This is a genomic window from Pseudomonas yamanorum, assembly GCF_900105735.1.
GTDB classification, from domain to species: domain Bacteria; phylum Pseudomonadota; class Gammaproteobacteria; order Pseudomonadales; family Pseudomonadaceae; genus Aquipseudomonas; species Aquipseudomonas yamanorum.
Genome location: NZ_LT629793.1, coordinates 3,943,257 through 3,966,248, shown reverse-complemented (window position 1 = coordinate 3,966,248; position 22,992 = coordinate 3,943,257). Strand labels below are relative to the sequence as shown.

18 protein-coding genes are annotated in these 22,992 nt (G+C 61.0%); 14 read left to right on the top strand and 4 right to left on the bottom strand.

Annotation, left to right across the window (positions count from 1 at the left end; genetic code table 11):
- Nucleotides 1–36: 36 nt before the first annotated feature.
- Nucleotides 37–981 (bottom strand): GlxA family transcriptional regulator, encoded by a 945-nt coding sequence (locus BLU46_RS18635; protein ID WP_093210169.1) that lies wholly within the window; start codon nucleotides 979–981, stop codon nucleotides 37–39.
- Between the two features lie 193 nt (nucleotides 982–1,174).
- On the opposite strand from BLU46_RS18635, the gene BLU46_RS18630 reads away from it, so the two are divergent.
- From BLU46_RS18630 to BLU46_RS18605, 6 genes are all read left to right on the top strand, one after another.
- Nucleotides 1,175–2,119: a choline ABC transporter substrate-binding protein gene (locus BLU46_RS18630; protein WP_093204233.1), complete on the top strand. Its 945-nt coding sequence runs from the start codon at nucleotides 1,175–1,177 to the stop codon at nucleotides 2,117–2,119.
- Nucleotides 2,120–2,206: 87 nt separating this feature from the next.
- A complete protein-coding gene (locus tag BLU46_RS18625) occupies nucleotides 2,207–3,094 on the top strand; it encodes a BKACE family enzyme (protein WP_003216924.1) in 888 nt (295 codons plus the stop codon).
- A 177-nt stretch (nucleotides 3,095–3,271) separates the two neighbouring features.
- Nucleotides 3,272–4,237, top strand: a complete 966-nt coding sequence (locus BLU46_RS18620) for an L-carnitine dehydrogenase (RefSeq protein WP_093204228.1) — start codon at nucleotides 3,272–3,274, stop codon at nucleotides 4,235–4,237.
- Between the two features lie 118 nt (nucleotides 4,238–4,355).
- On the top strand, nucleotides 4,356–4,832 hold the full coding sequence (locus tag BLU46_RS18615; protein ID WP_093204223.1) for a thioesterase family protein: 477 nt from the start codon (nucleotides 4,356–4,358) through the stop codon (nucleotides 4,830–4,832).
- A gap of 9 nt (nucleotides 4,833–4,841) precedes the next feature.
- Nucleotides 4,842–6,002, top strand: a complete 1,161-nt coding sequence (locus tag BLU46_RS18610) for a gamma-butyrobetaine dioxygenase (protein ID WP_093204219.1) — start codon at nucleotides 4,842–4,844, stop codon at nucleotides 6,000–6,002.
- Nucleotides 6,003–6,361: 359 nt separating this feature from the next.
- A complete protein-coding gene (locus BLU46_RS18605) occupies nucleotides 6,362–6,625 on the top strand; it encodes a hypothetical protein (RefSeq protein WP_017476443.1) in 264 nt (87 codons plus the stop codon).
- A 106-nt stretch (nucleotides 6,626–6,731) separates the two neighbouring features.
- On the opposite strand, the gene gbdR is transcribed toward BLU46_RS18605, so the two are convergent.
- Together gbdR and BLU46_RS18595 are read right to left on the bottom strand one after the other, a co-directional pair.
- On the bottom strand, nucleotides 6,732–7,835 hold the full coding sequence (gbdR, locus tag BLU46_RS18600) for a choline metabolism transcriptional regulator GbdR (protein WP_003216915.1): 1,104 nt from the start codon (nucleotides 7,833–7,835) through the stop codon (nucleotides 6,732–6,734).
- Nucleotides 7,836–8,376: 541 nt separating this feature from the next.
- Complete coding sequence (locus BLU46_RS18595) at nucleotides 8,377–9,753, bottom strand: L-serine ammonia-lyase (RefSeq protein ID WP_063026626.1); 1,377 nt, start codon at nucleotides 9,751–9,753, stop codon at nucleotides 8,377–8,379.
- 436 nt (nucleotides 9,754–10,189) lie between these two features.
- Between BLU46_RS18595 and BLU46_RS18590 the strand changes: the two genes are divergently transcribed.
- The 3 genes from BLU46_RS18590 (at nucleotide 10,190) to choV (ending at nucleotide 13,225) form a co-directional block, all read left to right on the top strand.
- A complete protein-coding gene (locus BLU46_RS18590; protein ID WP_093204215.1) occupies nucleotides 10,190–11,137 on the top strand; it encodes a choline ABC transporter substrate-binding protein in 948 nt (315 codons plus the stop codon).
- 67 nt (nucleotides 11,138–11,204) lie between these two features.
- A complete protein-coding gene (choW, locus tag BLU46_RS18585) occupies nucleotides 11,205–12,050 on the top strand; it encodes a choline ABC transporter permease subunit (RefSeq protein WP_003216909.1) in 846 nt (281 codons plus the stop codon).
- A complete protein-coding gene (gene choV / locus BLU46_RS18580; protein ID WP_063026624.1) occupies nucleotides 12,047–13,225 on the top strand; it encodes a choline ABC transporter ATP-binding protein in 1,179 nt (392 codons plus the stop codon). Before choW ends, choV begins: the two co-directional genes overlap by 4 nt.
- A 274-nt stretch (nucleotides 13,226–13,499) precedes the next feature.
- On the opposite strand, the gene BLU46_RS18570 is transcribed toward choV, so the two are convergent.
- On the bottom strand, nucleotides 13,500–15,434 hold the full coding sequence (locus tag BLU46_RS18570; RefSeq protein WP_231988902.1) for a BCCT family transporter: 1,935 nt from the start codon (nucleotides 15,432–15,434) through the stop codon (nucleotides 13,500–13,502).
- Between the two features lie 375 nt (nucleotides 15,435–15,809).
- Here BLU46_RS18570 and betI point away from each other — a divergent pair, with 375 nt between their 5' ends.
- The 5 genes from betI (at nucleotide 15,810) to BLU46_RS18545 (ending at nucleotide 22,773) form a co-directional block, all read left to right on the top strand.
- A complete protein-coding gene (gene betI / locus BLU46_RS18565) occupies nucleotides 15,810–16,403 on the top strand; it encodes a transcriptional regulator BetI (protein ID WP_010167549.1) in 594 nt (197 codons plus the stop codon).
- A 61-nt stretch (nucleotides 16,404–16,464) separates the two neighbouring features.
- Nucleotides 16,465–17,937 carry a betaine-aldehyde dehydrogenase gene (gene betB / locus BLU46_RS18560; protein WP_076017806.1) on the top strand — a complete coding sequence of 491 codons (1,473 nt, stop codon included), beginning with the start codon at nucleotides 16,465–16,467 and terminating at the stop codon, nucleotides 17,935–17,937.
- 157 nt (nucleotides 17,938–18,094) lie between these two features.
- The gene (betA, locus tag BLU46_RS18555; protein ID WP_093204201.1) at nucleotides 18,095–19,798 is read left to right on the top strand and encodes a choline dehydrogenase; all 1,704 of its coding nucleotides are present in this window, start codon (nucleotides 18,095–18,097) and stop codon (nucleotides 19,796–19,798) included.
- Nucleotides 19,799–20,014: 216 nt separating this feature from the next.
- Nucleotides 20,015–21,457, top strand: coding sequence for a TldD/PmbA family protein (locus BLU46_RS18550; protein ID WP_093204197.1), 1,443 nt, complete (start codon nucleotides 20,015–20,017; stop codon nucleotides 21,455–21,457).
- Complete coding sequence (locus BLU46_RS18545) at nucleotides 21,457–22,773, top strand: TldD/PmbA family protein (protein ID WP_093204192.1); 1,317 nt, start codon at nucleotides 21,457–21,459, stop codon at nucleotides 22,771–22,773. Before BLU46_RS18550 ends, BLU46_RS18545 begins: the two co-directional genes overlap by 1 nt.
- The last annotated feature ends 219 nt before the right edge of the window (nucleotides 22,774–22,992 follow it).

Sequence of the window (22,992 nt, the reverse complement as noted above, 5' to 3'; positions counted from 1 at the left end):
CCCACATTTGATCTGTGTTGTTCTCGAGAGCGGTGCTCATACCGCTTCCCGTCGCCGATCCTCCCTTGGGCACTTGGCAAACCTAGCCCGGTAACTGCGGGTGAAATACGACGGCGACTCAAACCCGCACGCAATACTCACCTCCAGCACACTCAGGTCGCTCTGGCGCAATAGCTGCCGGGCCTTCTCCAGGCGCAAGCCCAGGTAGAAATTACTCGGCGTGTCGTTCAGGTGCAGCCGAAACAGTCGCTCCAACTGCCGCCGCGTGACCTTGATCGCTTCCGCCAACGCCAAGGTGCTCAGCGGCGGTTCCGTGTGCTGTTCCATCTCCCCAATCACCTGCACCAACTTCTTGTTGTTGATGCCGTAGCGCGTGGCGATCTGCATGCGTTGGTGGTCTTTGCGCGGGCGGATGCGGCCGAGCACGAACTGTTCGGACACCTGGATCGCCAATTCGGGCCCGTGGGCCTGGCTGATCAGGTCGAGCATCAGGTCGATGGAGGCGGTGCCGCCCGCCGAGGTGATGCGCCGGCGGTCGATCTCGAACAGCTCCTGGGTCACTGCCAGCTGTGGATAAGACTCCTTGAAGGCGTCGATGGCTTCCCAGTGCAGGGTCAGGCGGTGGCCGTCGAGCAGGCCGGCTTCAGCGAGGACGCAAGCACCGGTGTCGATGGCGCCGAGGGTCACGCCGTCGTGATCGAGGCGGCGCAGCCAGTGCTCCAGCGCTGGCGTGGCGAACTTCAGCGGTTCGAAGCCGGCCACCACCAATAAGGTAGCGCCTTTTTTCAGCGGCTCCAGTGCGGCGTCGGCGTTGACCGACATGCCATTGCTCGCCAGCACCGCGCCGCCGTCGGCACTCAAGACGTGCCAGCGGTACAGCTCGCCACGAAAACGATTGGCGACACGCAAAGGTTCGATCGCGGAGATAAAGCCGATGGCAGAGAAGCCCGGCATCAGCAGAAAGTAGAAATCCTGGGACATGGAGCGCTCTCGTAGGACGGACAGCGTGGTCACTGTGATACGCCAGTTCATTCGGTCATTCAAGGGGGCAGGTCGCTGCAGTGCAAGAGCTGGTCGCCGCCGTGCGTTTTGTCGGGGACCAAGCTGCGTAACTTGGCTGCACGGTGCACAAAGACGCCGGAACCCACAATAACAACCTGCCGAGGGAACCACCATGAACCGACTGATCAGCCGCTGCGTGCTCGCACTCAGCGCCAGCGCCATTTTGAGCACCAACGTCATGGCAGCCGATGCGGCTTCTTGCCAGAACGTGCGCATGGGCGTGGTGAACTGGACCGACGTAATCGCCACCAGCGCCATGACCCAAGTGTTGCTCGACGGCCTCGGCTACAAGACCAAACAGACCAGCGCGTCCCAGCAAATCATCTTTGCCGGGATTCGCGACCAGCGCCTGGACATGTTCCTGGGCTACTGGAACCCGCTGATGACTCAGACCATCACCCCGTTTGTCGAGGCCAAGCAGGTCAAGGTGCTCGACAAACCGTCGCTGGAAGACGCCCGCGCTACGTTGGCGGTGCCGACTTACCTGGCCGACAAAGGCCTGAAGACCTTCGCCGACATCGCCAAGTTTGAAAAAGAACTGGGCGGCAAGATCTACGGCATTGAACCAGGCTCGGGCGCCAACACCCAGATCAAGGCGATGATTGCCAAGAATCAGTTTGGCCTCGGCAAGTTCCAACTGGTGGAATCCAGCGAGGCCGGCATGCTCGCCGCCGTCGACCGCGCCGTGCGTCGCAAGGAGGACGTGGTGTTCTTCGGCTGGGCGCCGCACCCGATGAACGTCAACGTGGCGATGACTTACCTCACCGGCAGTGATGACGCGCTGGGCCCGAACGAAGGCATGGCCACCGTGTGGTCTGTCACGTCGCCGACCTACGCCGAGCAATGCCCCAACGTGCACAAGTTGCTCAGCAACCTGACCTTCACCGCCGCCGACGAGAGCCGGATGATGCAGCCGCTGCTGGATCACAAGGACGCTTTCGAATCGGCCAAGCAATGGCTCAAGGACCACCCGCAAGACCAGCAGCGCTGGCTGGAAGGCGTGACCACCTTCGACGGCAAACCCGCCGCGGCCAACCTGCAATTGACCAGAAAATAACCCGTTTTGAATCACCGTTTCGCAGCCGCTCCTGACTGCGAACGGTATGACTACGCCTGAAAATCACGCCTGCAAGGAACCTGCCCCATGAACCATGACGTCATCATCACCTGCGCACTCACCGGTGCTGGCGACACGACCGCCAGAAGCCCTCACGTGCCGGTCACTCCGAAACAAATCGCTGCCGCGGCGGTGGAAGCAGCCAAGGCCGGTGCCACCGTGGTGCATTGCCACGTACGTGACCCCGAGACCGGCAAGTTCAGCCGCGACGTGGCGCTGTACCGCGAAGTGATGGAGCGCATCCGCGAGGCGGACGTCGACATCATCGTCAACCTCACCGCCGGCATGGGTGGTGACCTGGAAATCGGTGGCGGAGAAAACCCCATGGAGTTCGGCCCCAACACCGACCTGGTGGGCCCGCTGACCCGCCTGGCCCACGTGGAAGAGCTACTGCCGGAAATCTGCACCCTCGATTGCGGCACCCTGAATTTCGGCGATGGCGACACCATTTACGTCTCCACCCCGGCGCAGCTGCGAGCGGGCGCGAAACGAATCCAGGAGCTGGGCGTTAAAGCCGAGCTGGAAATTTTCGACACCGGTCACCTGTGGTTCGCCAAGCAGATGATCAAGGAAGGCTTGCTCGACAACCCGCTGTTCCAGCTGTGCCTGGGCATCCCGTGGGGCGCACCGGCCGACACCACCACCATGAAAGCCATGGTCGACAACCTGCCGGCAGACGCGGTGTGGGCCGGCTTCGGGATTGGCCGCATGCAGATGCCGATGGCGGCCCAAGCGGTACTGCTGGGCGGCAACGTGCGGGTCGGCCTGGAAGACAACCTGTGGCTGGACAAGGGCGTGCTGGCGACCAACGGCCAGTTGGTGGAACGCGCCAGCGAAATCCTCAGCCGCTTGGGTGCGCGGGTCATGACCCCGGCTGAAGGCCGCGTGAAGATGGGCCTGACCAAGCGCGGCTAAGGCTCACCACACGACGCCCTGCAGGAACCGAATCAAATGTGGGAGCGGGCTTGCTCGCGAAAGCGGTGGATCAGCCACCGAATGCATCAACTGACACACCGCTTTCGCGAGCAAGCCCGCTCCCACATTTTGATCTTGGCTCTCACACAGAATCACCGAACTCTTTAGGAATTTGCCATGAGCTTTATCACTGGAATCAAAACCTTCGCCGCGCTGGGCAGCGGCGTTATCGGCAGCGGCTGGGTATCCCGCGCCCTGGCCCATGGCCTGGATGTGGTGGCCTGGGACCCGGCGCCTGGTGCCGAAGCGGCCCTGCGCAAACGTGTCGCGAATGCCTGGGGCGCACTCGAGAAACAAGGCCTGGCACCCGGCGCCTCGCAAGACCGCTTGCGCTTTGTGGCCACGATTGAAGAGTGCGTGAAAGACGCCGACTTCATCCAGGAAAGCGCCCCGGAACGCCTGGAATTGAAGCTGGAATTGCACAGCAAGATCAGCGCGGCGGCCAAGCCGAATGCCTTGATTGGCTCGAGTACTTCGGGGCTGTTGCCGAGCGAGTTTTATGAAGGTTCCACGCACCCGGAACGCTGCGTAGTAGGCCATCCATTCAACCCGGTTTACCTGTTGCCATTGGTTGAAGTGGTTGGCGGAAAGAACACCGCGCCGGAAGCGATTCAGGCAGCGATCAACGTGTACGAATCCCTCGGCATGCGCCCTTTGCATGTGCGTAAGGAAGTGCCCGGTTTTATCGCTGACCGTCTGCTGGAAGCCTTGTGGCGTGAGGCGTTGCACTTGGTCAACGATGGCGTGGCAACCACCGGCGAGATTGACGATGCGATTCGCTTTGGCGCCGGTTTGCGCTGGTCATTCATGGGGACGTTCCTGACCTATACCCTGGCCGGCGGTGATGCCGGGATGCGCCACTTCATGGCGCAGTTCGGCCCGGCGTTGCAGTTGCCGTGGACCTATTTGCCGGCCCCGGAACTGACCGACAAGTTGATTGACGACGTGGTGGATGGAACCAGCGATCAGTTGGGCAAACACAGCATTTCGGCCCTGGAGCGCTATCGTGATGATTGCCTGCTGGCGGTGCTGGAAGCAGTGAAGACGACCAAGGAAAAACACGGTATGACCTTCGCCGAATAATCGCTGTTGATTCTCTGTGGGCGCTGGCTTGCCTGCGATAGCGATGTTGGATTCACCGCCGCCATCGCAGGCAAGCCAGCTCCCACATTTTGACCGAGTACCTACCGGGAACCGAACCATGGCCGCATTGACCACCTACACCACCAAAATCCTCCCCGAGTGGGTCGACTACAACGGCCACCTGCGCGATGCGTTCTACCTGCTGATCTTCAGCTACGCCACCGATGCGCTGATGGACATCCTGGGCCTGGACAGCGAAAACCGCGAAGCCAGCGGCAACTCGCTGTTCACCCTGGAGTTGCACCTCAACTACCTGCACGAAGTAAAGCTGGGCGCCGCCGTCGAAGTGCACACCCAACTCATCGCCCACGACCGCAAACGCTTGCACCTCTATCACAGCCTGCATCTGGTGGGCGACGAAAAGGAGCTGGCCGGCAACGAGCAAATGTTGCTCCACGTCGACCTCGCCGGCCCGCACTCAGCGCCGTTCAGCGAGGCAGTGCTGGGCAAGCTTGCAAGTATCCGCGCCGAACAGACCGACCTGCCGAAACCCGCCTTGCTCGGCCGCGTGATTGGACTGCCACCCCAAAAATAAGGAATCGCCATGCAAACCGCCGCTGCTGTTGCCGACTTCCGTACTTACCCACTGATCAGCGACCTGGCCGAGGTGCAGGTGCACAACGACCACCTCAGCGTGCAATGGGCCGATGGGCGGGTCAGCCCGTTCCATCACCAGTGGCTGCGGGACAACTGCCCGTGCCCGTCCTGTGTGTACAGCGTGACCCGTGAGCAGGTGCTGGAAATCGTCGATGTGGACGAACACCTCACGGCTGTCAGCGCGCGTATCGACCAGGGTTTGCTGACGGTTGAATGGAGTGGCGGGCATCACAGCCAGTACGATCCCGGCTGGCTGCGGGCGCACGCCTACGACGATGAGTCCCGCGCTGAACGCCGGGCGGCCAAGCCGAAATCCAGACTGTGGGACCGTAGTTTCGAGCTGCCCGTATTCGACTACGCAGCACTGATGGAAGACCCGAAAGCCCTGCTGCACTGGCTGCTGGCCCTGCGTGACAGCGGCCTTACGCAAGTGCGTGGCGTGCCCACAGAACCCGGCTCCCTGGCACTGATCGCCAAGCGCATTTCGTTCATCCGCGAGAGCAACTTCGGTGTGTTGTTCAACGTGCAATCCAAGGCCGATGCCGACAGCAACGCCTACACCGCTTTCAACCTGCCGCTGCACAGTGATTTGCCGACGCGGGAGCTGCAACCCGGGCTGCAGTTTTTGCATTGCCTGGTGAACGACGCCGACGGTGGCGAGAGTATTTTCGTTGATGGTTTCGCCATCGCCCGGGCGTTGCGCGATGAAGACCCCGAAGCCTTTCGCGCGCTGTGCGAGATCCCGGTGGAGTTTCGCAACAAGGACCGTCACAGCGACTATCGCCGGCTGGCGCCAATCATTGCGCTGGATGCGTTGGGGGAGGTCGCCGAGATTCGCATGGCCAACTTTCTGCGCGGGCCATTTGAGGCACCGGCAGAGCAGATGCCCTTGCTGTATCGCGCCTATCGGCGGTTTATTGCGATGACCCGGGAGGAGCGTTTTCGGCTGGTCAAACGGCTGAATCCGGGCGAGCTGTGGTGCTTTGATAATCGCCGGACCCTGCATGCGCGCAATGCCTTCGACCCGGCGTCCGGCGCCCGGCATTTCCAGGGCTGCTACATCGACCGCGATGAACTGCTGTCCAGGATATTGGTGTTGCAGAGGTAGACCGCTATCGCAGGCAAGCCAGCTCCCACATTTTGATTTGTGAATACCTTCAAATGTGGGAGCTGGCTTGCCTGCGATGAGGCCAGTTGCGCCCCCACAAATCCCAGCCAAAAAAAGCCCCGATCCAGCCGTGACAGGATCGGGGCAGAGTGCTTTGTTTGAGCTGCGCATCCCGAGGGTGACCAAACCTTCAAGCTGCTTGCTTGGTGCCAGTGTGCACACTCCCCTGCCTTGCGAGTTAGCCGAAAACGACCTGTTCATAGGTGTGCCGGACATTCGCGAATTCAGGCCTTGCCGACTCGGTGATGGCCTACCAGAATCGACCTCAGTCCCCCGCTCCCCTAACAAGGATAAACGTCATGATGCACGCGGATTTGATTGACCAGGATGACCTGCTGGGCCAGCTGCGGTCGTTGGGTTTCGAAGTGTCCAGCGGCGCTACCGCCGAGCAGGCTTGTGAATGTGCGGTGCGCGGCTTGAGTGAAGCGCGGGCCAAGGCGCTGAAGAACATGGTTGAGCAGATGTACACCGGCAGCGCGACGATCTTGCCGGCGGTGAGGCAGGCGATCGACAAGCAGTTGTTGCCGGCGTTGGTGCAGTTTCGGCAGAACTCTGGCGCCTGATATACCGCATTCGCGAGCAAGCCCGCTCCCACATTCGACCGCGTTCCTACTGAAAAAACGCGGTCAAGTGTGAGAGCTGGCTTGCCTGCGATGCAGGCGACGCGGTCTAGAGCCTTACGCTGGCGAAAGTCGACTCATTCCTGGCCTGGCTCAACGCCGACAACGGCCCGGACAACGGTGACAACACCAGCGCCTGCGGAATCGGCATCATCGCCACCTGCTGCGTGGTATTGGAACCCACGCGCTCATCCCGCGGCGGAATGCCGAAGTATTCGCGGTAGCACTTGGAGAAGTGCGGCGTGGAGACAAACCCGCACACCGACGCCACTTCGATGATCGACATCGGCGTTTGCTTGAGCAACTGCCGAGCACGGATCAGGCGCAACTTGAGGTAGTAGCGCGACGGCGAACAGTGCAGGTATTTCTGGAACAGCCGCTCCAGCTGACGCCGGGAAACCGCGACGTACACCGCCAGTTCGTCGAGGTCGATCGGCTCTTCCAGGTTGGCTTCCATCAGCGCGACGATTTCCTGCAGTTTCGGCTGGTTGGTGCCGAGCATGTGCTTGAGCGGCACACGCTGGTGATCCTGTTCGTTGCGGATGCGCTCGTACACAAACATCTCGGAGATCGCCGCCGACAATTCACGGCCGTGGTCGCGGCTGATCAGGTGCAGCATCATGTCCAGCGGCGCGGTGCCGCCGGAGCTGGTGAAGCGGTTGCGGTCGAGGGTGAACAGGCGTGTGCTCATGGCCACGCGAGGGAAAGCTTCCTGCATCGACGCCAGGCATTCCCAGTGCACGCTGCAATCAAAACCGTCCAGCAGGCCGGCGCAGGCCAGGGCCCAGCTGCCGGTGCACACGGCGCCAAGGCGACGGGACTGGCGCGCCTGGCTTTGCAGCCACGACACGTGTTCACGGGTCACGGTGCGCTGGATACCCACGCCGCCGCAGACGATCACAGTGTCCAGGGCCGGGGCTTTGTGCATGGAGGCATCGGGGGTGATTTGCAGACCGTCGCTGGCCCACACCTGGTTTCCGTCCACACTCAACGTCGTCCAGCGATACAGCTCGCGGCCGGAGAGTTGGTTGGCCATGCGCAGGGGTTCGACTGCGGAGGCCAGGGAAATCAGCGTGAAATTGTCCAGCAGCAAAAAGCCGATGGATTGAGGCGCACGGTTCTGGGGTTGAGCCCCTGAGTTGAACGACGTCATCGCGGTATCTCCTCACACAAAGCGGGTGATGGCCTCAGGCGAGGCTCTTGTTATTGCGCTCACCACCTTAAGGAAACTCCTATGGCGAGAGGCTTTGTATTGATAGAGCAAATGCCATGCCTAAAGTTGAATGCGTATTCAATAACTCCTGAAAACGACCTCATGACGTGTCTATATAAGCCCGCGCATGGAGTGGGGGATATGACCCGAAAAAGACGTCAGAGGACGCAGGCTCAGGGTGTGTGAGCAGATCGGTAGCACTTGTGGGAAGGGAGCGAAACGACGTGGGAAAAGTCTGTCACCACAAGCACGAGTGACAGAGGGTCGGGGCGGGAAATCGTTTGGGAGCTACTTATCTAATTGCGACGCGCTAAAAGGTGGCGCTTGTGGGTGTCGGTGTTCACTTTATGAGCAGTGTTGCCTGGTCTACCGCATTCTCGAGCAAGCCCGCTCCCACACTTGACCGCGTTTTTTCAGTAGGAACTCGGTCGAATGTGGGAGCGGGCTTGCTCGCGAATGCAGGCGACGCGGTCTGTCTGGATCAACACTCCACCGCACTCACCGCCAACCCGCCCCGCGATGTTTCCTTGTACTTGTCATGCATATCCGCCCCGGTATCCCGCATGGTGCGGATCACCCGGTCCAGGGAGATAAAGTGCTGGCCATCACCCCGCAGCGCCATCTGCGCCGCGTTGATCGCCTTCACCGCTGCAATCGCATTACGCTCGATGCATGGCACCTGCACCAACCCGCCTACCGGATCGCAGGTCAGGCCGAGGTTGTGTTCCAGGCCGATCTCCGCCGCGTTGCACAATTGCTCCGGCGTAGCACCGAGGATTTCCGCCAGCCCCGCCGCCGCCATGGCGCACGCCGAACCGACTTCACCCTGGCAACCGACTTCGGCACCCGAAATCGACGCGTTCTTTTTACACAGGATGCCCACCGCCGCCGCGCCGAGGAAATAGTCGACGACGTTGGCCTCGGTCACCTCTTCGCTGAACTTCATAAAGTAGTGCAGCACCGCCGGGATGATCCCCGCCGCGCCGTTGGTCGGTGCCGTGACCATGCGCCCGCCGGCGGCGTTTTCTTCATTCACCGCCAGGGCGAACAGGTTGACCCACTCCATCGCGCTCAAGGTCGAGCCGATCACATTCGGTTTGCCCAGCTCCTGCAAGCTGCGGTGCAACTTGGCTGCACGCCGCCTTACATTGAGGCCGCCGGGAAGGATGCCTTCGTGCTTGAGGCCTTGCTCCACGCAATCCTGCATGGCGCGCCAAAGCTTCATCAGCCCGCTGCGGATCTCTTCTTCCGAGCGCCAGGTTTTTTCGTTCGCCAACATCAGCTCAGCGACCCGCAGGTTGTGGGTCTTGCACAACTGCAGCAACTCCACCGCACTGGAAAAATCATAGGGCAACTCGGTGCGGTCCATGTCCGCCACGCCGCTGTTGGCCTGGGCTTCATCCACCACAAACCCGCCGCCCACCGAGTAGTAGGTGTCACGGTGCAGCTCGCCGTTATCACCGAACACCACCAGGGTCATGGCATTGGGGTGGAACGGCAGGTTTTCGTCGATCAGGCGCATGTCCCGCGCCCATAAGAAAGGCACCGGCAAATGTCCGTCCAGCAGCAGTGTGTGGGTCTCGCGCAGGGTTTCGATGCGGACGCCGATCTGCGATGGATCGATCGCATCCGGCCACTCGCCCATCAGGCCCATGATCACGGCGTTATCACTGCCGTGACCGATGCCGGTGGCCGATAAGGAGCCATACAGCTGAACTTCGATGCGCCTGACTTGTTCCAACACATCACGTTCACGTAATCCTTGAACGAACAACGCCGCGGCGCGCATGGGGCCGACGGTGTGAGAACTCGAAGGCCCAATGCCGATCTTGAACAGGTCGAAAACGCTGATAGCCATTGACGTGAAACTCCTCGATGAGCACAGGCCAGGCGCAAATAACGCCTGGTGACGGAGCTGCTACGCTCATGTCGCAATCCGCCCAGATGCGGCCATCATCAAGCTTTTGTTGGCGCTCACGGCGTCTCACACCGACGTACCCATGCTCATCAGCGCCGCTGTTGTGGAAGGCGACGTTTTGGCCGTTTTTTGCGGTTCAGATCGGTAAAAAGTGCAGTTTTGCCGTTGAAAAAATCTGTAAGCGACGTCACCGACACTGGATACGACCATCCCTGTACTGGATACGACGCCCCCTGTAGGCGTCAGATTTTCACTGGTACATGATCAGTCTCGACTCGTTTGCACAGTTGCGTGGCAGAGCTGTGCCGCACGCCCAACCGCAACACCTATAAGCGCGGTGTTATCGCCGCCAGAAAAACACCAGGAGTCCACCCCCATGAAAGGTTCCCCGTCGTTGTTGTTGGCCGCCATGCTGAGTCTGCCAGTCCTGGCTCACGCTGCAGAACCGGCGCAATGCCAGACCGTCAACTTCTCCGATGTCGGCTGGACCGACATCACCGTCACCACCGCCACCACCAGCGAAGTCCTCAAGGGCCTCGGCTACAAACCCCGCACCACGATGATTTCCGTACCGGTGACCTACAAGTCCCTGGCCGACGGCAAGAACATGGACATCTTCCTCGGCAACTGGATGCCGACCATGGAAAACGACATCAAGCAGTACCGTGATGCCGGCACCGTGGAAACCGTGCGCGCCAACCTGGAAAACGCCAAGTACACCCTGGCCGTACCGGAAGCGCTGTACAACAAGGGCCTGAAAGACTTCGCCGACATCGTCAAATTCAAGGATGAGCTGGGCGGCAAGATCTACGGGATCGAGCCGGGTAACGATGGCAACCGCACCATCCAGACCCTTATCGACAAAGACGCTTTCGGCCTGAAAACCGCAGGCTTCAAAGTGGTCGAATCCAGCGAAGCCGGGATGCTCTCGCAGGTGGAACGCGCCACCAAGCGCGACCAGGCCATCGTGTTCCTCGGCTGGGAACCGCACCCGATGAACACCCGCTTCAAGATGAAGTACCTGACCGGGGGTGATGATTCATTCGGCCCCAACTACGGCCAGGCCACCATCTACACCAACGTCCGCAAGGGCTACACCCAGGAATGCACCAACGTGGGCCAGTTGCTGAAAAACCTGTCGTTCACCCTGAACATGGAAAGCACCCTGATGGGTAACGTCCTGGACGACAAAATGAAGCCTGACGCCGCCGCCAAGGCGTGGCTGAAGAAGAACCCGCAAGTGCTCGACACCTGGTTGGCTGGTGTCACCACCGTCGATGGCAAACCCGGTCTGGAGGCCGTCAAAGCGTATCTCGCCAAGTAAGTGCTGACCCCGGGCCGGCACGCTGGCCCGGGATGTTTTTCCTCTTCGCATGTGGACATTCACTACCATGCTGACTGAACATAAAATCCCGCTAGGCCAGTACATCGCTGCCTTCGTTGAATGGTTGACCCAACACGGGGCCGCCTACTTCGACGCAATCGCATCGACCCTGGAAACGATGATCCACGGCGTGACGTTCGCGCTGACCTGGTTCAATCCACTGGCATTGATCGGTCTGATTGCGCTGCTCGCTCATTTCATTCAACGCAAATGGGGCCTGACAGTGTTTGTCATCGCCTCCTTCCTGCTGATCCTGAACCTGGGGTACTGGCAGGAAACCATGGAGACCCTGGCGCAGGTGCTGTTCGCCACCCTGGTCTGCGTGGTGATCGGCGTGCCGCTGGGCATTGTTGCCGCGCACAAACCGATGTTCTACACCCTGATGCGGCCGGTGCTCGATCTGATGCAGACCGTACCGACCTTCGTCTACCTCATCCCTACCCTGACCCTCTTCGGGCTGGGTGTGGTGCCCGGGCTGATTTCCACGGTGGTGTTTGCGATTGCCGCGCCTATCCGTCTGACTTACCTGGGTATCCGTGATGTGCCGCAAGAGTTGATGGACGCCGGCAAGGCCTTTGGCTGCTCGCGCCGTCAGTTGCTTTCGCGGATTGAACTGCCCCACGCCATGCCGAGCATCGCCGCCGGCATTACCCAATGCATCATGCTGTCGTTGTCGATGGTGGTTATCGCAGCCCTGGTGGGCGCCGACGGCCTCGGCAAACCGGTGGTCAACGCACTGAACACCGCCGACATCGCCCTGGGCTTTGAAGCGGGCCTGGCGATCGTACTGCTGGCCATCATGCTCGACCGCATCTGCAAACAACCCGACGCCAAAGTAGGGGGTGATGCATGAGCATTATCCGATTCGAAAATGTCGACGTGATCTTCTCCAAAGACCCACGCGAGGCGCTCAAGCTGCTGGACCAGGGCATGACGCGCAACGAGATCCTGAAAAAGACCGGGCAGATTGTCGGCGTCGAAAACGCCAGCCTGGATGTCGAGAAAGGCGAGATCTGCGTGCTGATGGGCCTGTCCGGCTCGGGCAAGTCGAGCTTGCTGCGCTGCATCAATGGCTTGAACACCGTCAGCCGCGGCAAGCTGTTTGTGGAGCATGAAGGTCGGCAGATCGACATCGCTTCCTGCACCCCCGCCGAGCTGAAAATGATGCGCACCCAGCGCATCGCCATGGTCTTCCAGAAATTTGCCCTGATGCCTTGGCTGACGGTGCGTGAAAACATCAGCTTCGGCCTGGAGATGCAGGGCCGTCCGGAGAAAGAACGGCGCAAGCTGGTGGATGACAAGCTGGAATTGGTGGGCCTGTCGCAGTGGCGCAACAAGAAGCCAGACGAGCTTTCCGGTGGCATGCAGCAGCGTGTCGGCCTGGCCCGGGCGTTGGCGATGGACGCCGATATCCTGCTGATGGACGAACCCTTCTCCGCACTCGACCCGCTGATCCGCCAGGGCTTGCAGGATGAGTTGCTGGAGCTGCAACGCAAGCTGAGCAAGACCATCGTATTTGTAAGCCACGACCTGGATGAGGCGCTGAAACTCGGCAGCCGCATCGCGATCATGAAAGACGGCCGGATCATCCAGTACAGCGTGCCGGAAGAGATCGTGCTGAACCCGGCGGATGACTATGTGCGGACCTTCGTGGCCCACACCAACCCGCTGAATGTGCTGTGTGGCCGCAGCCTGATGCGCACGGTGGACAACTGCACCCACGTCAACGGCTCCATCAGCCTGGACCCGGGTGGCGACTCGTGGCTGGACCTGGCCGAAGGCAACACCATCAAGGGCGCACGGCAGAACGGCTCGGTGCTGAACCTGCAGAACTGGGCACCGGGGCAAGCCGTGGAAGGTTTGGGGCGGATGCCGACGTTGGTGGATTCCAATATCGGGATGCGTGAGGCGTTGCAGATTCGCTATCAGACAGGCAACAAGCTGGTGCTGCAGGACAACAACAAGGTGGTGGGGATTTTGGGTGACAGCGAGTTGTATCACGCGCTGCTGGGCAAGAACCTGGGGTAGATCCTCCTGAAGGAAATGGGTCAATGTGGGAGCTGGCTTGCCTGCGATAGCTGCAGTGAATTCACCACTGCTATAGCAGGCAAGCCAGCTCCCACATTTGACCCCATTCCAACCTTGGAACAGCGGCGCCAGTGAAGGCGCCGCATTGATCGTTCCCACGCTCTGCGTGGGAATGCCGCCATGGACGCTCTGCGTCCGCTCTTGAAATCGTGACGCGGAGCGTCACAGGATGCGTTCCCACGCGGAGCGTGGGAACGATCATCACCACCCACTCTTAGCTATAGACACGGCCAAGGAGCTGCCGATGGCTTTCAAACTGATCGAGCACGTCCCGGGTGATCTGTTCCTGGGCAAAGCCCATCAGGTCGTACTCTTGAGGCCCGTTGTGCAGGTAAACCTCGGCGCGGTAGTAGCGCGTGCGCTCTTCCTCGGGCAAGTCGTTCGGTGCCGACGAATAAGCATCCAGGCTCACCTCGTAGACAAACGGATTACCCTCTTCCATCTCGATGCGCACACCAATGCAGCGCTTGGATTTGCCCAGCAGGGTCTGCACTTCCAGCCCCTGATCACGCAACGCAGTCGCTGCCTCTTCCAGCGCCGGCGTGACGTGCTTGTCCATAAAGCGTTGCACGGTACCCTGGCTCGGTTGCAGGTCCAGGGCCGTCAAACGCTCGCTGAAACCACGCCGACCACGTTCAGCCAATTGCGCCTGCTCCAGCTCGATCGCCACGTCCTGGCGCATTGCCTTGTGCAGGCCGAACATGAACAGGATCAGCACCACCGAGAATGGCAGGCCGGCCAGCACCACCATGGTTTGCATGGCTTCGAAGTTACCGGCGAACAACAGGCCGATGGTCACCAGGGTGATCACCGCCGACCAGAAGATCCGCAACCAGTGGGGCGCATCTTCGTCAACATTGCCGCCTTTGCAGGACAGGTTCGCCATCATCACCGCGCCGGAATCCGCCGGGGTCAGGAAGAGTACGAAGCCCACAAAGATCGACACACCGATGACGATTTTCGACGCCGGGTAATGCTCAAGCAGTTGGTAGATCGCCATGGACGGCTGTTCCAGTGCGGTCTTGCCCAACTCCACCGCGCCATGGTTGACCACCAGGTCCAGGGCCGAGTTACCGAAGATCGACAGCCATGCCAGGGTGAAGCCCAGCGGGATCAGCAGCACGCCGGCCACCAGTTCACGCACGGTGCGGCCACGGGAAATACGCGCGATGAACATGCCCACGAATGGCGCCCAGGAAATCCACCAGGCCCAGTAGAACAGGGTCCACAGGCCCATCCAGCGCTCGGTCTTGTCGGCGTCGCCTTCGTACACGTACAGGTCGAAGGTCTTCAGCACGATGCCGTTCATGTAGTCGCCGATGTTCTGCACGAAGCCGTTGAGCAGGTGCAAAGTCGGGCCAAACAGCAATACAAAAATCAGCAGGCCGCTGAACAGCACGATGTTCAGGTTGGACAGGCGGCGAATGCCGTTCTCCACACCCGACACGGCAGCGATGGTCGCCACGGTGCTCATCACGATGATCACGATCAGCAGGTTGGTGTTGCTGTGCTCCATGCCGAACAGGTTTTCCAGCCCGGACGACACTTGCATCGAACCAATCCCCAGGTTCGTCACCAGGCCCAGCAGCGTGACGAACATGCCGAAGCCGTCCACCGCGTGACCGGCCGCACCTTTGACCCAACGCTCGCCCACCAGCGGGTACAGCGCCGAACGCAAGGCCAGCGGCTGGTTATGACGGTAGGCAAAGTACGCCACGGCCAGGCCGACCAGTGCGTAGATCGCCCAGCCGTGCAGGCCCCAGTGCAGGAACGTCAACTGCAAGGCCTGCCGTGCGGCTTCGCCGGTGGCCGACGCGCCTTCAGGCGGGTTGAAGTAGTGGTCCAGCGGCTCGGACGCGCCGAAGTACAGCAGCGAGATGCCGATGCCCGACGAGAAGAGCATGCCGGCCCAGGCGCCGTAGCTGAAGTCCGGGGTGTCGTCCTTGCTGCCCAGTTTCAATTTTCCGTAGGACGAAAACGCCAGGCCCACCACAAACACCAGGTAGGCGGCGATCACGACCATGTAGTACCAGCCAAAGCTTTTCGACAACCAGGCTTGGGCCACACCGAGCATCCTGCCGGCTTCCTGCGGGGCGATGATCAGAATCGCGGTCAACAACAGAATCAGCGCGGTGGAGGTGTAGAACACCCAACCGTTGACCCGCACCTTTTCCGGCGGGGTCTTTATAAGAGAGGCAGAACTCATGGCACAGATGCTCCGGGCAGTGCAGAGAAACACAAGGCAACGCATGACCCGAGCCATCGATTTTTCGGCAGTCGACGGACGGGTGTATAAAGACACCCCGAAAAACCATGAACCCCGGCGAACCGCTGTGCCGGGCTGTTTCATGGGGTTTCCCGATGTCAGGTGGCGCCACATGCACGTAGGAAATACCTGTAGGCAGCGACCATTTGTCGCAGATCTTATTCTTTGTTGATTGAACGTTCAATCAAAACAAAATAGACTGGCCCATAAGCCGACGGACGTTTATCGCCCGTTGGCAGGCCTAAGGAGAGGTGCACGATGCCCAAGGTCGGTATGCAACCCATACGCCGCCAGCAGTTGATCGAAGCCACATTGACTGCGGTCGATCAGGTCGGAATGGGGGATGCCAGCATTGCGCTGATCGCCCGTCTGGCCGGTGTCTCGAATGGCATCATCAGTCACTACTTTCAGGACAAGAATGGCCTGATCGCCGCCACGATGCGGTACCTGATGAACGTCCTGATCGAGAACGTCACCGAGCGCCGGTTGGCGCTGAAAGATGACAGCCCGCGGGCTCATCTTCAGGTGATCATCGAAGGCAACTTCGACGCCAGCCAAGTCAACGGCCCGGCTATGAAAACCTGGCTGGCCTTCTGGGCCACCAGCATGCACCACCCGTCATTGCACAGGTTGCAGCGGATCAACGATCACCGTCTGTATTCCAACCTGTGTTGCCAGTTCCGCCGAGCGTTGCCGTTGTCCGAGGCACGCAGCGCAGCCCGAGGCCTGGCGGCCCTGATCGACGGTTTGTGGTTGCGCGGTGCCCTGTCGGGAGACGCTTTCGACACGGAGCAGGCGCAACGGATCGCTTACGAATACATGGATTTCCAATTGGCCAAGCAGGTGAGTTAGAGCACACATAACCGCTCAACTCCCGAACCGCGCCAACCACTTATGCACTTGCGAGGACTTTATGGCCCGTTTCGAACTGCAAAAACTCTACATTGACGGCGGCTACTCCGACGCTGGCAGCGATGCCACTTTCGAAGCCATCAACCCGGCTAACGGTGAAGTTCTCGCCAATGTGCAACGCGCCACTAAAGAAGACGTTGAGCGCGCTGTAGTCAGCGCCGAAAAGGGCCAGAAAATCTGGGCCGCCATGACTGCCATGGAGCGTTCGCGCATCCTGCGTCGCGCCGTCGACATCCTGCGCGAGCGCAACGATGAGCTGGCCGCCCTGGAAACTCTGGACACCGGCAAGCCGTACTCCGAAACCCAATACGTCGACATCGTCACCGGCGCCGACGTGCTGGAATACTACGCAGGCCTGGTGCCCGCCATCGAAGGCGAGCAGATCCCGCTGCGTGACACCTCGTTCGTCTACACCCGTCGCGAGCCGCTGGGCGTCGTGGCCGGTATCGGCGCGTGGAACTACCCGATCCAGATCGCCCTGTGGAAATCCGCACCTGCCCTGGCGGCCGGTAACGCGATGATCTTCAAGCCAAGCGAAGTCACCTCGCTGACCACCCTGAAACTGGCTGAAATCTACACCGCAGCCGGCGTTCCGGATGGTGTGTTCAACGTTCTGACCGGCAGCGGCCGTGAAGTCGGCACCTGGCTGACCGAGCACCCGCGCATCGAGAAAGTCTCTTTCACCGGCGGCACCGACACCGGCAAGAAAGTCATGGCCAGCGCTTCGAGCTCCTCGCTCAAAGAAGTCACCATGGAACTGGGCGGCAAATCCCCGCTGATCATTTTCGACGACGCCGACCTCGACCGCGCCGCCGATATCGCGATGATGGCCAACTTCTACAGCTCGGGCCAGGTCTGCACCAACGGCACTCGCGTATTCGTTCCGACCGCCCTCAAAGGCGCGTTCGAAGCCAAGATCGCCGAGCGCGTTGCCCGCATCCGCATCGGCAACCCGGAAGATGAAAACACCAACTTCGGCCCGCTGGTCAGCTTCGCCCACATGGAAAGCGTGCTCGGCTACATCGCCAAAGGTAAAGAGCAAGGCGCGCGCCTGCTGTGCGGCGGCGACCGCCTGACCGACGGCGAATTCGCCAAGGGTGCCTACGTGGCCCCGACCGTGTTCACTGACTGCACCGACGAGATGACCATCGTCCGTGAAGAAATCTTCGGCCCGGTGATGAGCATCCTCACCTACGACACCGAAGAAGAAGTGATCCGCCGCGCCAACGACACCGACTTCGGCCTGGCCGCTGGCTTGGTGACCAAGGACCTGAACCGCGCCCACCGCGTGATTCATCAGCTGGAAGCCGGTATCTGCTGGATCAACGCCTGGGGCGAGTCCGACGCGAAGATGCCGGTGGGCGGCTACAAGCAGTCGGGCGTTGGCCGTGAAAACGGGATCAGCTCGCTGAACAACTTCACTCGCATCAAATCGGTACAGGTTGAGCTGGGCGACTACGCCTCGGTGTTCTAACCCCTGGGTTTTGTATTGCCCGCGAGGCCGCCATCGCGGGCAAGCCCGGCTCCCACATCTTGACCGTGTGAACCCGGTCAACTGTGGGAGCTGGCTTGCCTGCGATGAGTGCGAAGCACTCGCCTGACCTGACCATATCTAAATGAGGGTGCATTTAATGTCCCAAGAATACGACTACATCATTGTGGGTGCCGGCTCCGCCGGTAACACCCTGGCGACCCGTCTGACCGAAGACGAAGGCGTCACCGTCCTGTTGCTGGAAGCCGGCGGCCCGGACTACCGTCTTGATTTCCGTACCCAGATGCCAGCCGCCCTGGCGTTCCCGCTGCAAGGCCGCCGCTACAACTGGGCCTACGAAACCGATCCAGAGCCACACATGGACGGTCGCCGGATGGAATGCGGTCGCGGCAAAGGCCTCGGCGGTTCTTCGCTGATCAACGGCATGTGCTACATCCGCGGCAACGCGATGGACTACGACAACTGGTCGAAACTGCCGGGCCTGGAAGACTGGACCTACCTGGACTGCCTGCCGTATTTCCGTAAAGCAGAAACCCGCGATATCGGCCCGAACGACTACCACGGTGGCGAAGGCCCGGTCAGCGTGACCACGCCAAAAGCCGGCAACAACCCGCTGTTCCACGCGATGGTTGAAGCAGGCGTACAGGCCGGTTACCCACGCACCGAAGACTTGAACGGCTACCAGCAGGAAGGCTTCGGCCCGATGGACCGTACCGTGACGCCAAACGGTCGTCGCGCCAGCACCGCTCGCGGTTACCTGGACACGGCCAAGAAGCGCTCGACGCTGACCATCGTCACCCACGCCCTGACCGACAAAGTACTGTTCGAAGGCAAGCGTGCCGTCGGCGTGCGTTACCTGATCGGTGCTGCTGAAGAACGCGTTGAAGCCCGTGCCCGCAAGGAAGTCCTGGTGTGCAGCGGCGCAATCGCTTCGCCGCAACTGCTGCAACGTTCCGGCGTCGGCCCGGCGAAGCTGCTGGAAAGCCTCGACATCCCGGTGGTCCACGACCTGCCAGGCGTCGGCGAAAACCTGCAGGATCACCTTGAGCTGTACCTGCAATACGCCTGCACCCAACCGGTCTCGCTGTACCCGGCGCTGCTCTGGTACAACCAGCCGGCCATTGGTGCCGAGTGGCTGTTCAACGGCACCGGCATCGGCGCCAGCAACCAGTTCGAAGCGGGCGGTTTCATCCGTACCCGTGAAGACTTCGATTGGCCGAACATCCAGTACCACTTCCTGCCGGTAGCGATTAACTACAACGGCAGCAACGGTGTGAAAGAGCACGGTTTCCAGGCGCACATGGGCTCCATGCGTTCGCCGAGCCGCGGTCGCGTGCAGTTGAAGTCGAAGAACCCACGGGAATACCCGAGCATCCTCTTCAACTACATGTCTACCGAACAGGACTGGCAGGAATTCCGCGACGGCATCCGCCTGACCCGTGAAATCATGCAACAGCCGGCACTCGACCAATACCGTGGCCGCGAAATCAGCCCGGGCATCGACGTACAGACCGACGAGCAACTGGATAAATTTATCCGTGAGCACGCCGAGACGGCGTTCCACCCGTCCTGCTCGTGCAAGATGGGCACCGACGAGATGGCCGTGGTTGACGCCGAAGGCCGTGTGCATGGCATGCAGGGTCTGCGCGTGGTTGACGCCTCGATCATGCCGATCATCACCACCGGCAACCTGAACGCGCCGACGATCATGATCGCCGAGAAAATCGCCGACAAGATCCGTGGCCGCCAGCCACTGCCGCGCAGCACTGCGGATTACTACGTGGCAGGCGATGCGCCGGTGCGTGGCAAGCCGATGCGTGAAGTAGGTCCTACTGCGCAGTAACTGATACACCGCGGTGCCTGCATCGCAGGCAAGCCAGCTCCCACATTTGACCTCGTTCGCCAGAACAACTCGGTCAAATGTGGGAGCCGGGCTTGCCCGCGATGAGGCCCGACCAGACACTGCAAAACCCCTCTCCTACACTTTCCTTGATCAGCTCCCCAGCCCAGGCCTACTCTATTTGCCTGCCCGCGCCGAGCCGCCCACAAGGAAGGCCCCATGTTCGAACACCACGCCACACTCAAAAAGCAATTCAGTGCCCTGCGCACCAACGCCGAATTCTTCTCCCTGCGCTATGTCCGCGAGTCCGGCCAGTACCTGTCGGTACGCAAGAACATCGCCGAGCCGCCACACCTGAGCCAGGACGAAGGCGCGATGCTTACCGTGCGCCTCAACGGCGTCGAAGCCTATGCCGCCACCCACGATATTTCCCTGCCCGGCCTGCAAGCCGCCCTTGAGCGCGCCGAACAGCAAGCCCGGTTGATCAAGCCCCACGCCCTGCTCGACCTGCGCGACCAGCCGGTGTCCAGCGACATCGCCGACTACCTGTCGCCGAGCCTCGACCAGCCCTTCCCGTCCCTGCGCGACTGCTACCAGCTGCTCGGCGCCGAATCCGCCGCCGTGCCCAAGGACGAGCGCCTGGTGAACTGGGAAGTCAGCCTGGGCACCACCCACGTCGAACAGATCTACCTCAACAGCGCCGGCGCCGAACTGCGCCAGGCCCAGCGGTTTGTGTTCCCGGGTGTCAACGTCACGGCCTACGACGGCAACGACAGCCAGACCCGCACCCTGGGCGGCACCAACTTCGGCCAGCAAGGCGGCTTCGACGTGATCAGCCGCTTCGGCTTGGTGGGCGCCGCGCCGCAGATTGCGGACCAGGCACTGCAACTGCTGCTGGCCCCGAACACGCCCCAGGGCCCGCGCGACCTGCTACTGATGCCCGATCAGATGATCCTGCAGATCCACGAATCCATCGGCCACCCGCTGGAACTCGACCGCATCCTCGGCGACGAGCGCAATTACGCCGGCACCAGCTTCGTCAAGGCCAGCGACTTCGGCCACCTGCAATACGGCTCCAGGCTGCTGAACGTAACCTTCGACCCGGACATTCCCGAGCAGCTCGCCAGCTACGGGCATGACGACGACGGTACGAAGGCCAGCAAACAATTCCTGATCCGCGAAGGCCTGCTGCTCAAGCCGTTGGGCGGTGCGTTGTCGCAATACCGCTCCGGCATGCAAGGCGTGGCCAACAGCCGTGCCTGCAGCTGGAACCGCGCGCCGATCGACCGCATGGCCAACCTGAATATTGAGGCCGGCGACCAGAACATGGCGCAACTGATTGGCGGTATCGAGCATGGCATCCTGATGTCCACCAACCGATCCTGGTCGATTGACGATGCACGCAACAAATTCCAGTTCGGTTGCGAATGGGGCCAGTTGATTGAAAACGGCGAGCTCAAAGGTGTGGTGAAGAACCCCAACTACCGGGCGATTTCCGCGCAGTTCTGGCGCAACCTCAGCGCCGTTGGCGACGCCAGCACCTTCAAGGTGCTGGGCACGCCTAACTGCGGCAAGGGCGAACCCAACCAGGTGATCCGAGTCGGCCATGCGTCGCCGGCCTGTGTGTTCAGCAACGTGGACGTGTTCGGGGGAGACGCCTGATGAATAATTTCAAAGCCTTGGTGGACTGGCTCAAGCAAGCCATCACCGACCACGAACAATTCCACCTCGGCTACGCCAACGAATCGTCCGAGTTTGTGCGTTTCAATCAGGGCAAAGTGCGCCAGGCCGGCCAGGTGCAACAGGCCAGCCTGAACCTGAAGCTGATCAACGACGGGCGCCACGCCGACCTCGGCATCACCCTGGCGGGCGAGCCTGAACTGGACCGCCAGCGCCTGGCCGACGGCCTGCAACAACTGCGCGAGACCTTGCCGTTGCTGCCGCAGGATCCGTACCTGCTGCTCAACCACAATGCCTGGCAAAACAAGGACCAGCAGGACCGACCACTGCCAGACCTGGCCCAGGTGCTGGAAGCAATCAGCGTGGCCGCCGAAGGTGTGGACATGGTCGGCTTCTACGCCGCTGGCCCTATCAGCCGCGGGTTTGCAAGCTCTTCAGGTGCCTTTGGCTGGCACCAGGACAACAGTTTCAACTTCGACTTCAGCCTGTTCCACGCCAACGGCGAAGCGGTGAAAGCCAGTTACGCCGGCAACGATTGGGACAGCGCGGCCTTCGCCCAACGTTTCCAGCAGGCCCGCGAGCAACTGGAATTCCTCGGCCGCCCGCTGCACCCACTGGCACCGGGGCAATACCGCGCCTACTTGGCCCCGGCGGCCATGGAAGAGATCATCAGCATGCTGACCTGGGGCGGGTTTTCCGCCCAGGCCATCGCCAGCAAGGGCAGCCCGCTGCAACGCTTGTACAACGGTGATCAAGCCTTGAACCCGCTGGTGACACTGGATGAGCAGGTCAGCGGCTCCCTGAGCTCGGCGTTTTCCCGTGACGGCTATCCACGCAGCGACGTGAAGCTGATCAGTGCCGGCAAGGCTGAAGGCCAACTGGTCAACTCCCGCAGCGCGGCCGAATACGGTTTGAGCACCAACGGCGCCAGCGGTGATGAGTCCCCCAGCGCGTTGCAGATGGCCGCCGGCAACCTGGCCCAGGCCGATATCCTCAAGCAATTGGGTACCGGCTTGTACATCAGCAACCTGTGGTACCTGAACTACTCCGACCAGCCCGCCGCGCGCCTGACCGGCATGACCCGCTTCGCCACGTTCTGGGTCGAGGACGGCGAGATCAAGGCGCCGGTCAGCACCATGCGTTTTGATGACAGCGTGTACAGCCTGCTGGGCTCGCAACTGGAAGCGCTGACCGCTGATCGGGAATTGCTGCTGTCGGCGAGTACGTATAGCCAGCGCAATACCTCGTCCAACCTATTACCGGGCGCATTGGTAAAGCGCCTGACCCTGACCTTATAAGCAACGCAAAACCCATGTGGGAGCTGGCTTGCCTGCGATAGCGGTGTATCAGTGCCAGATCTGCTAAATGACACGGCGCTATCGCAGGCAAGCCAGCTCCCACAGTTGATTGCATTCCACATTTTGATCGAGCCCGCCCTCAAAACCCCACTCCAGACACCTGGCCGTCCGGCCAGTTGTCGCTCGCGAAAAACCTCGTTATAAAGGTTGGTGGCATCT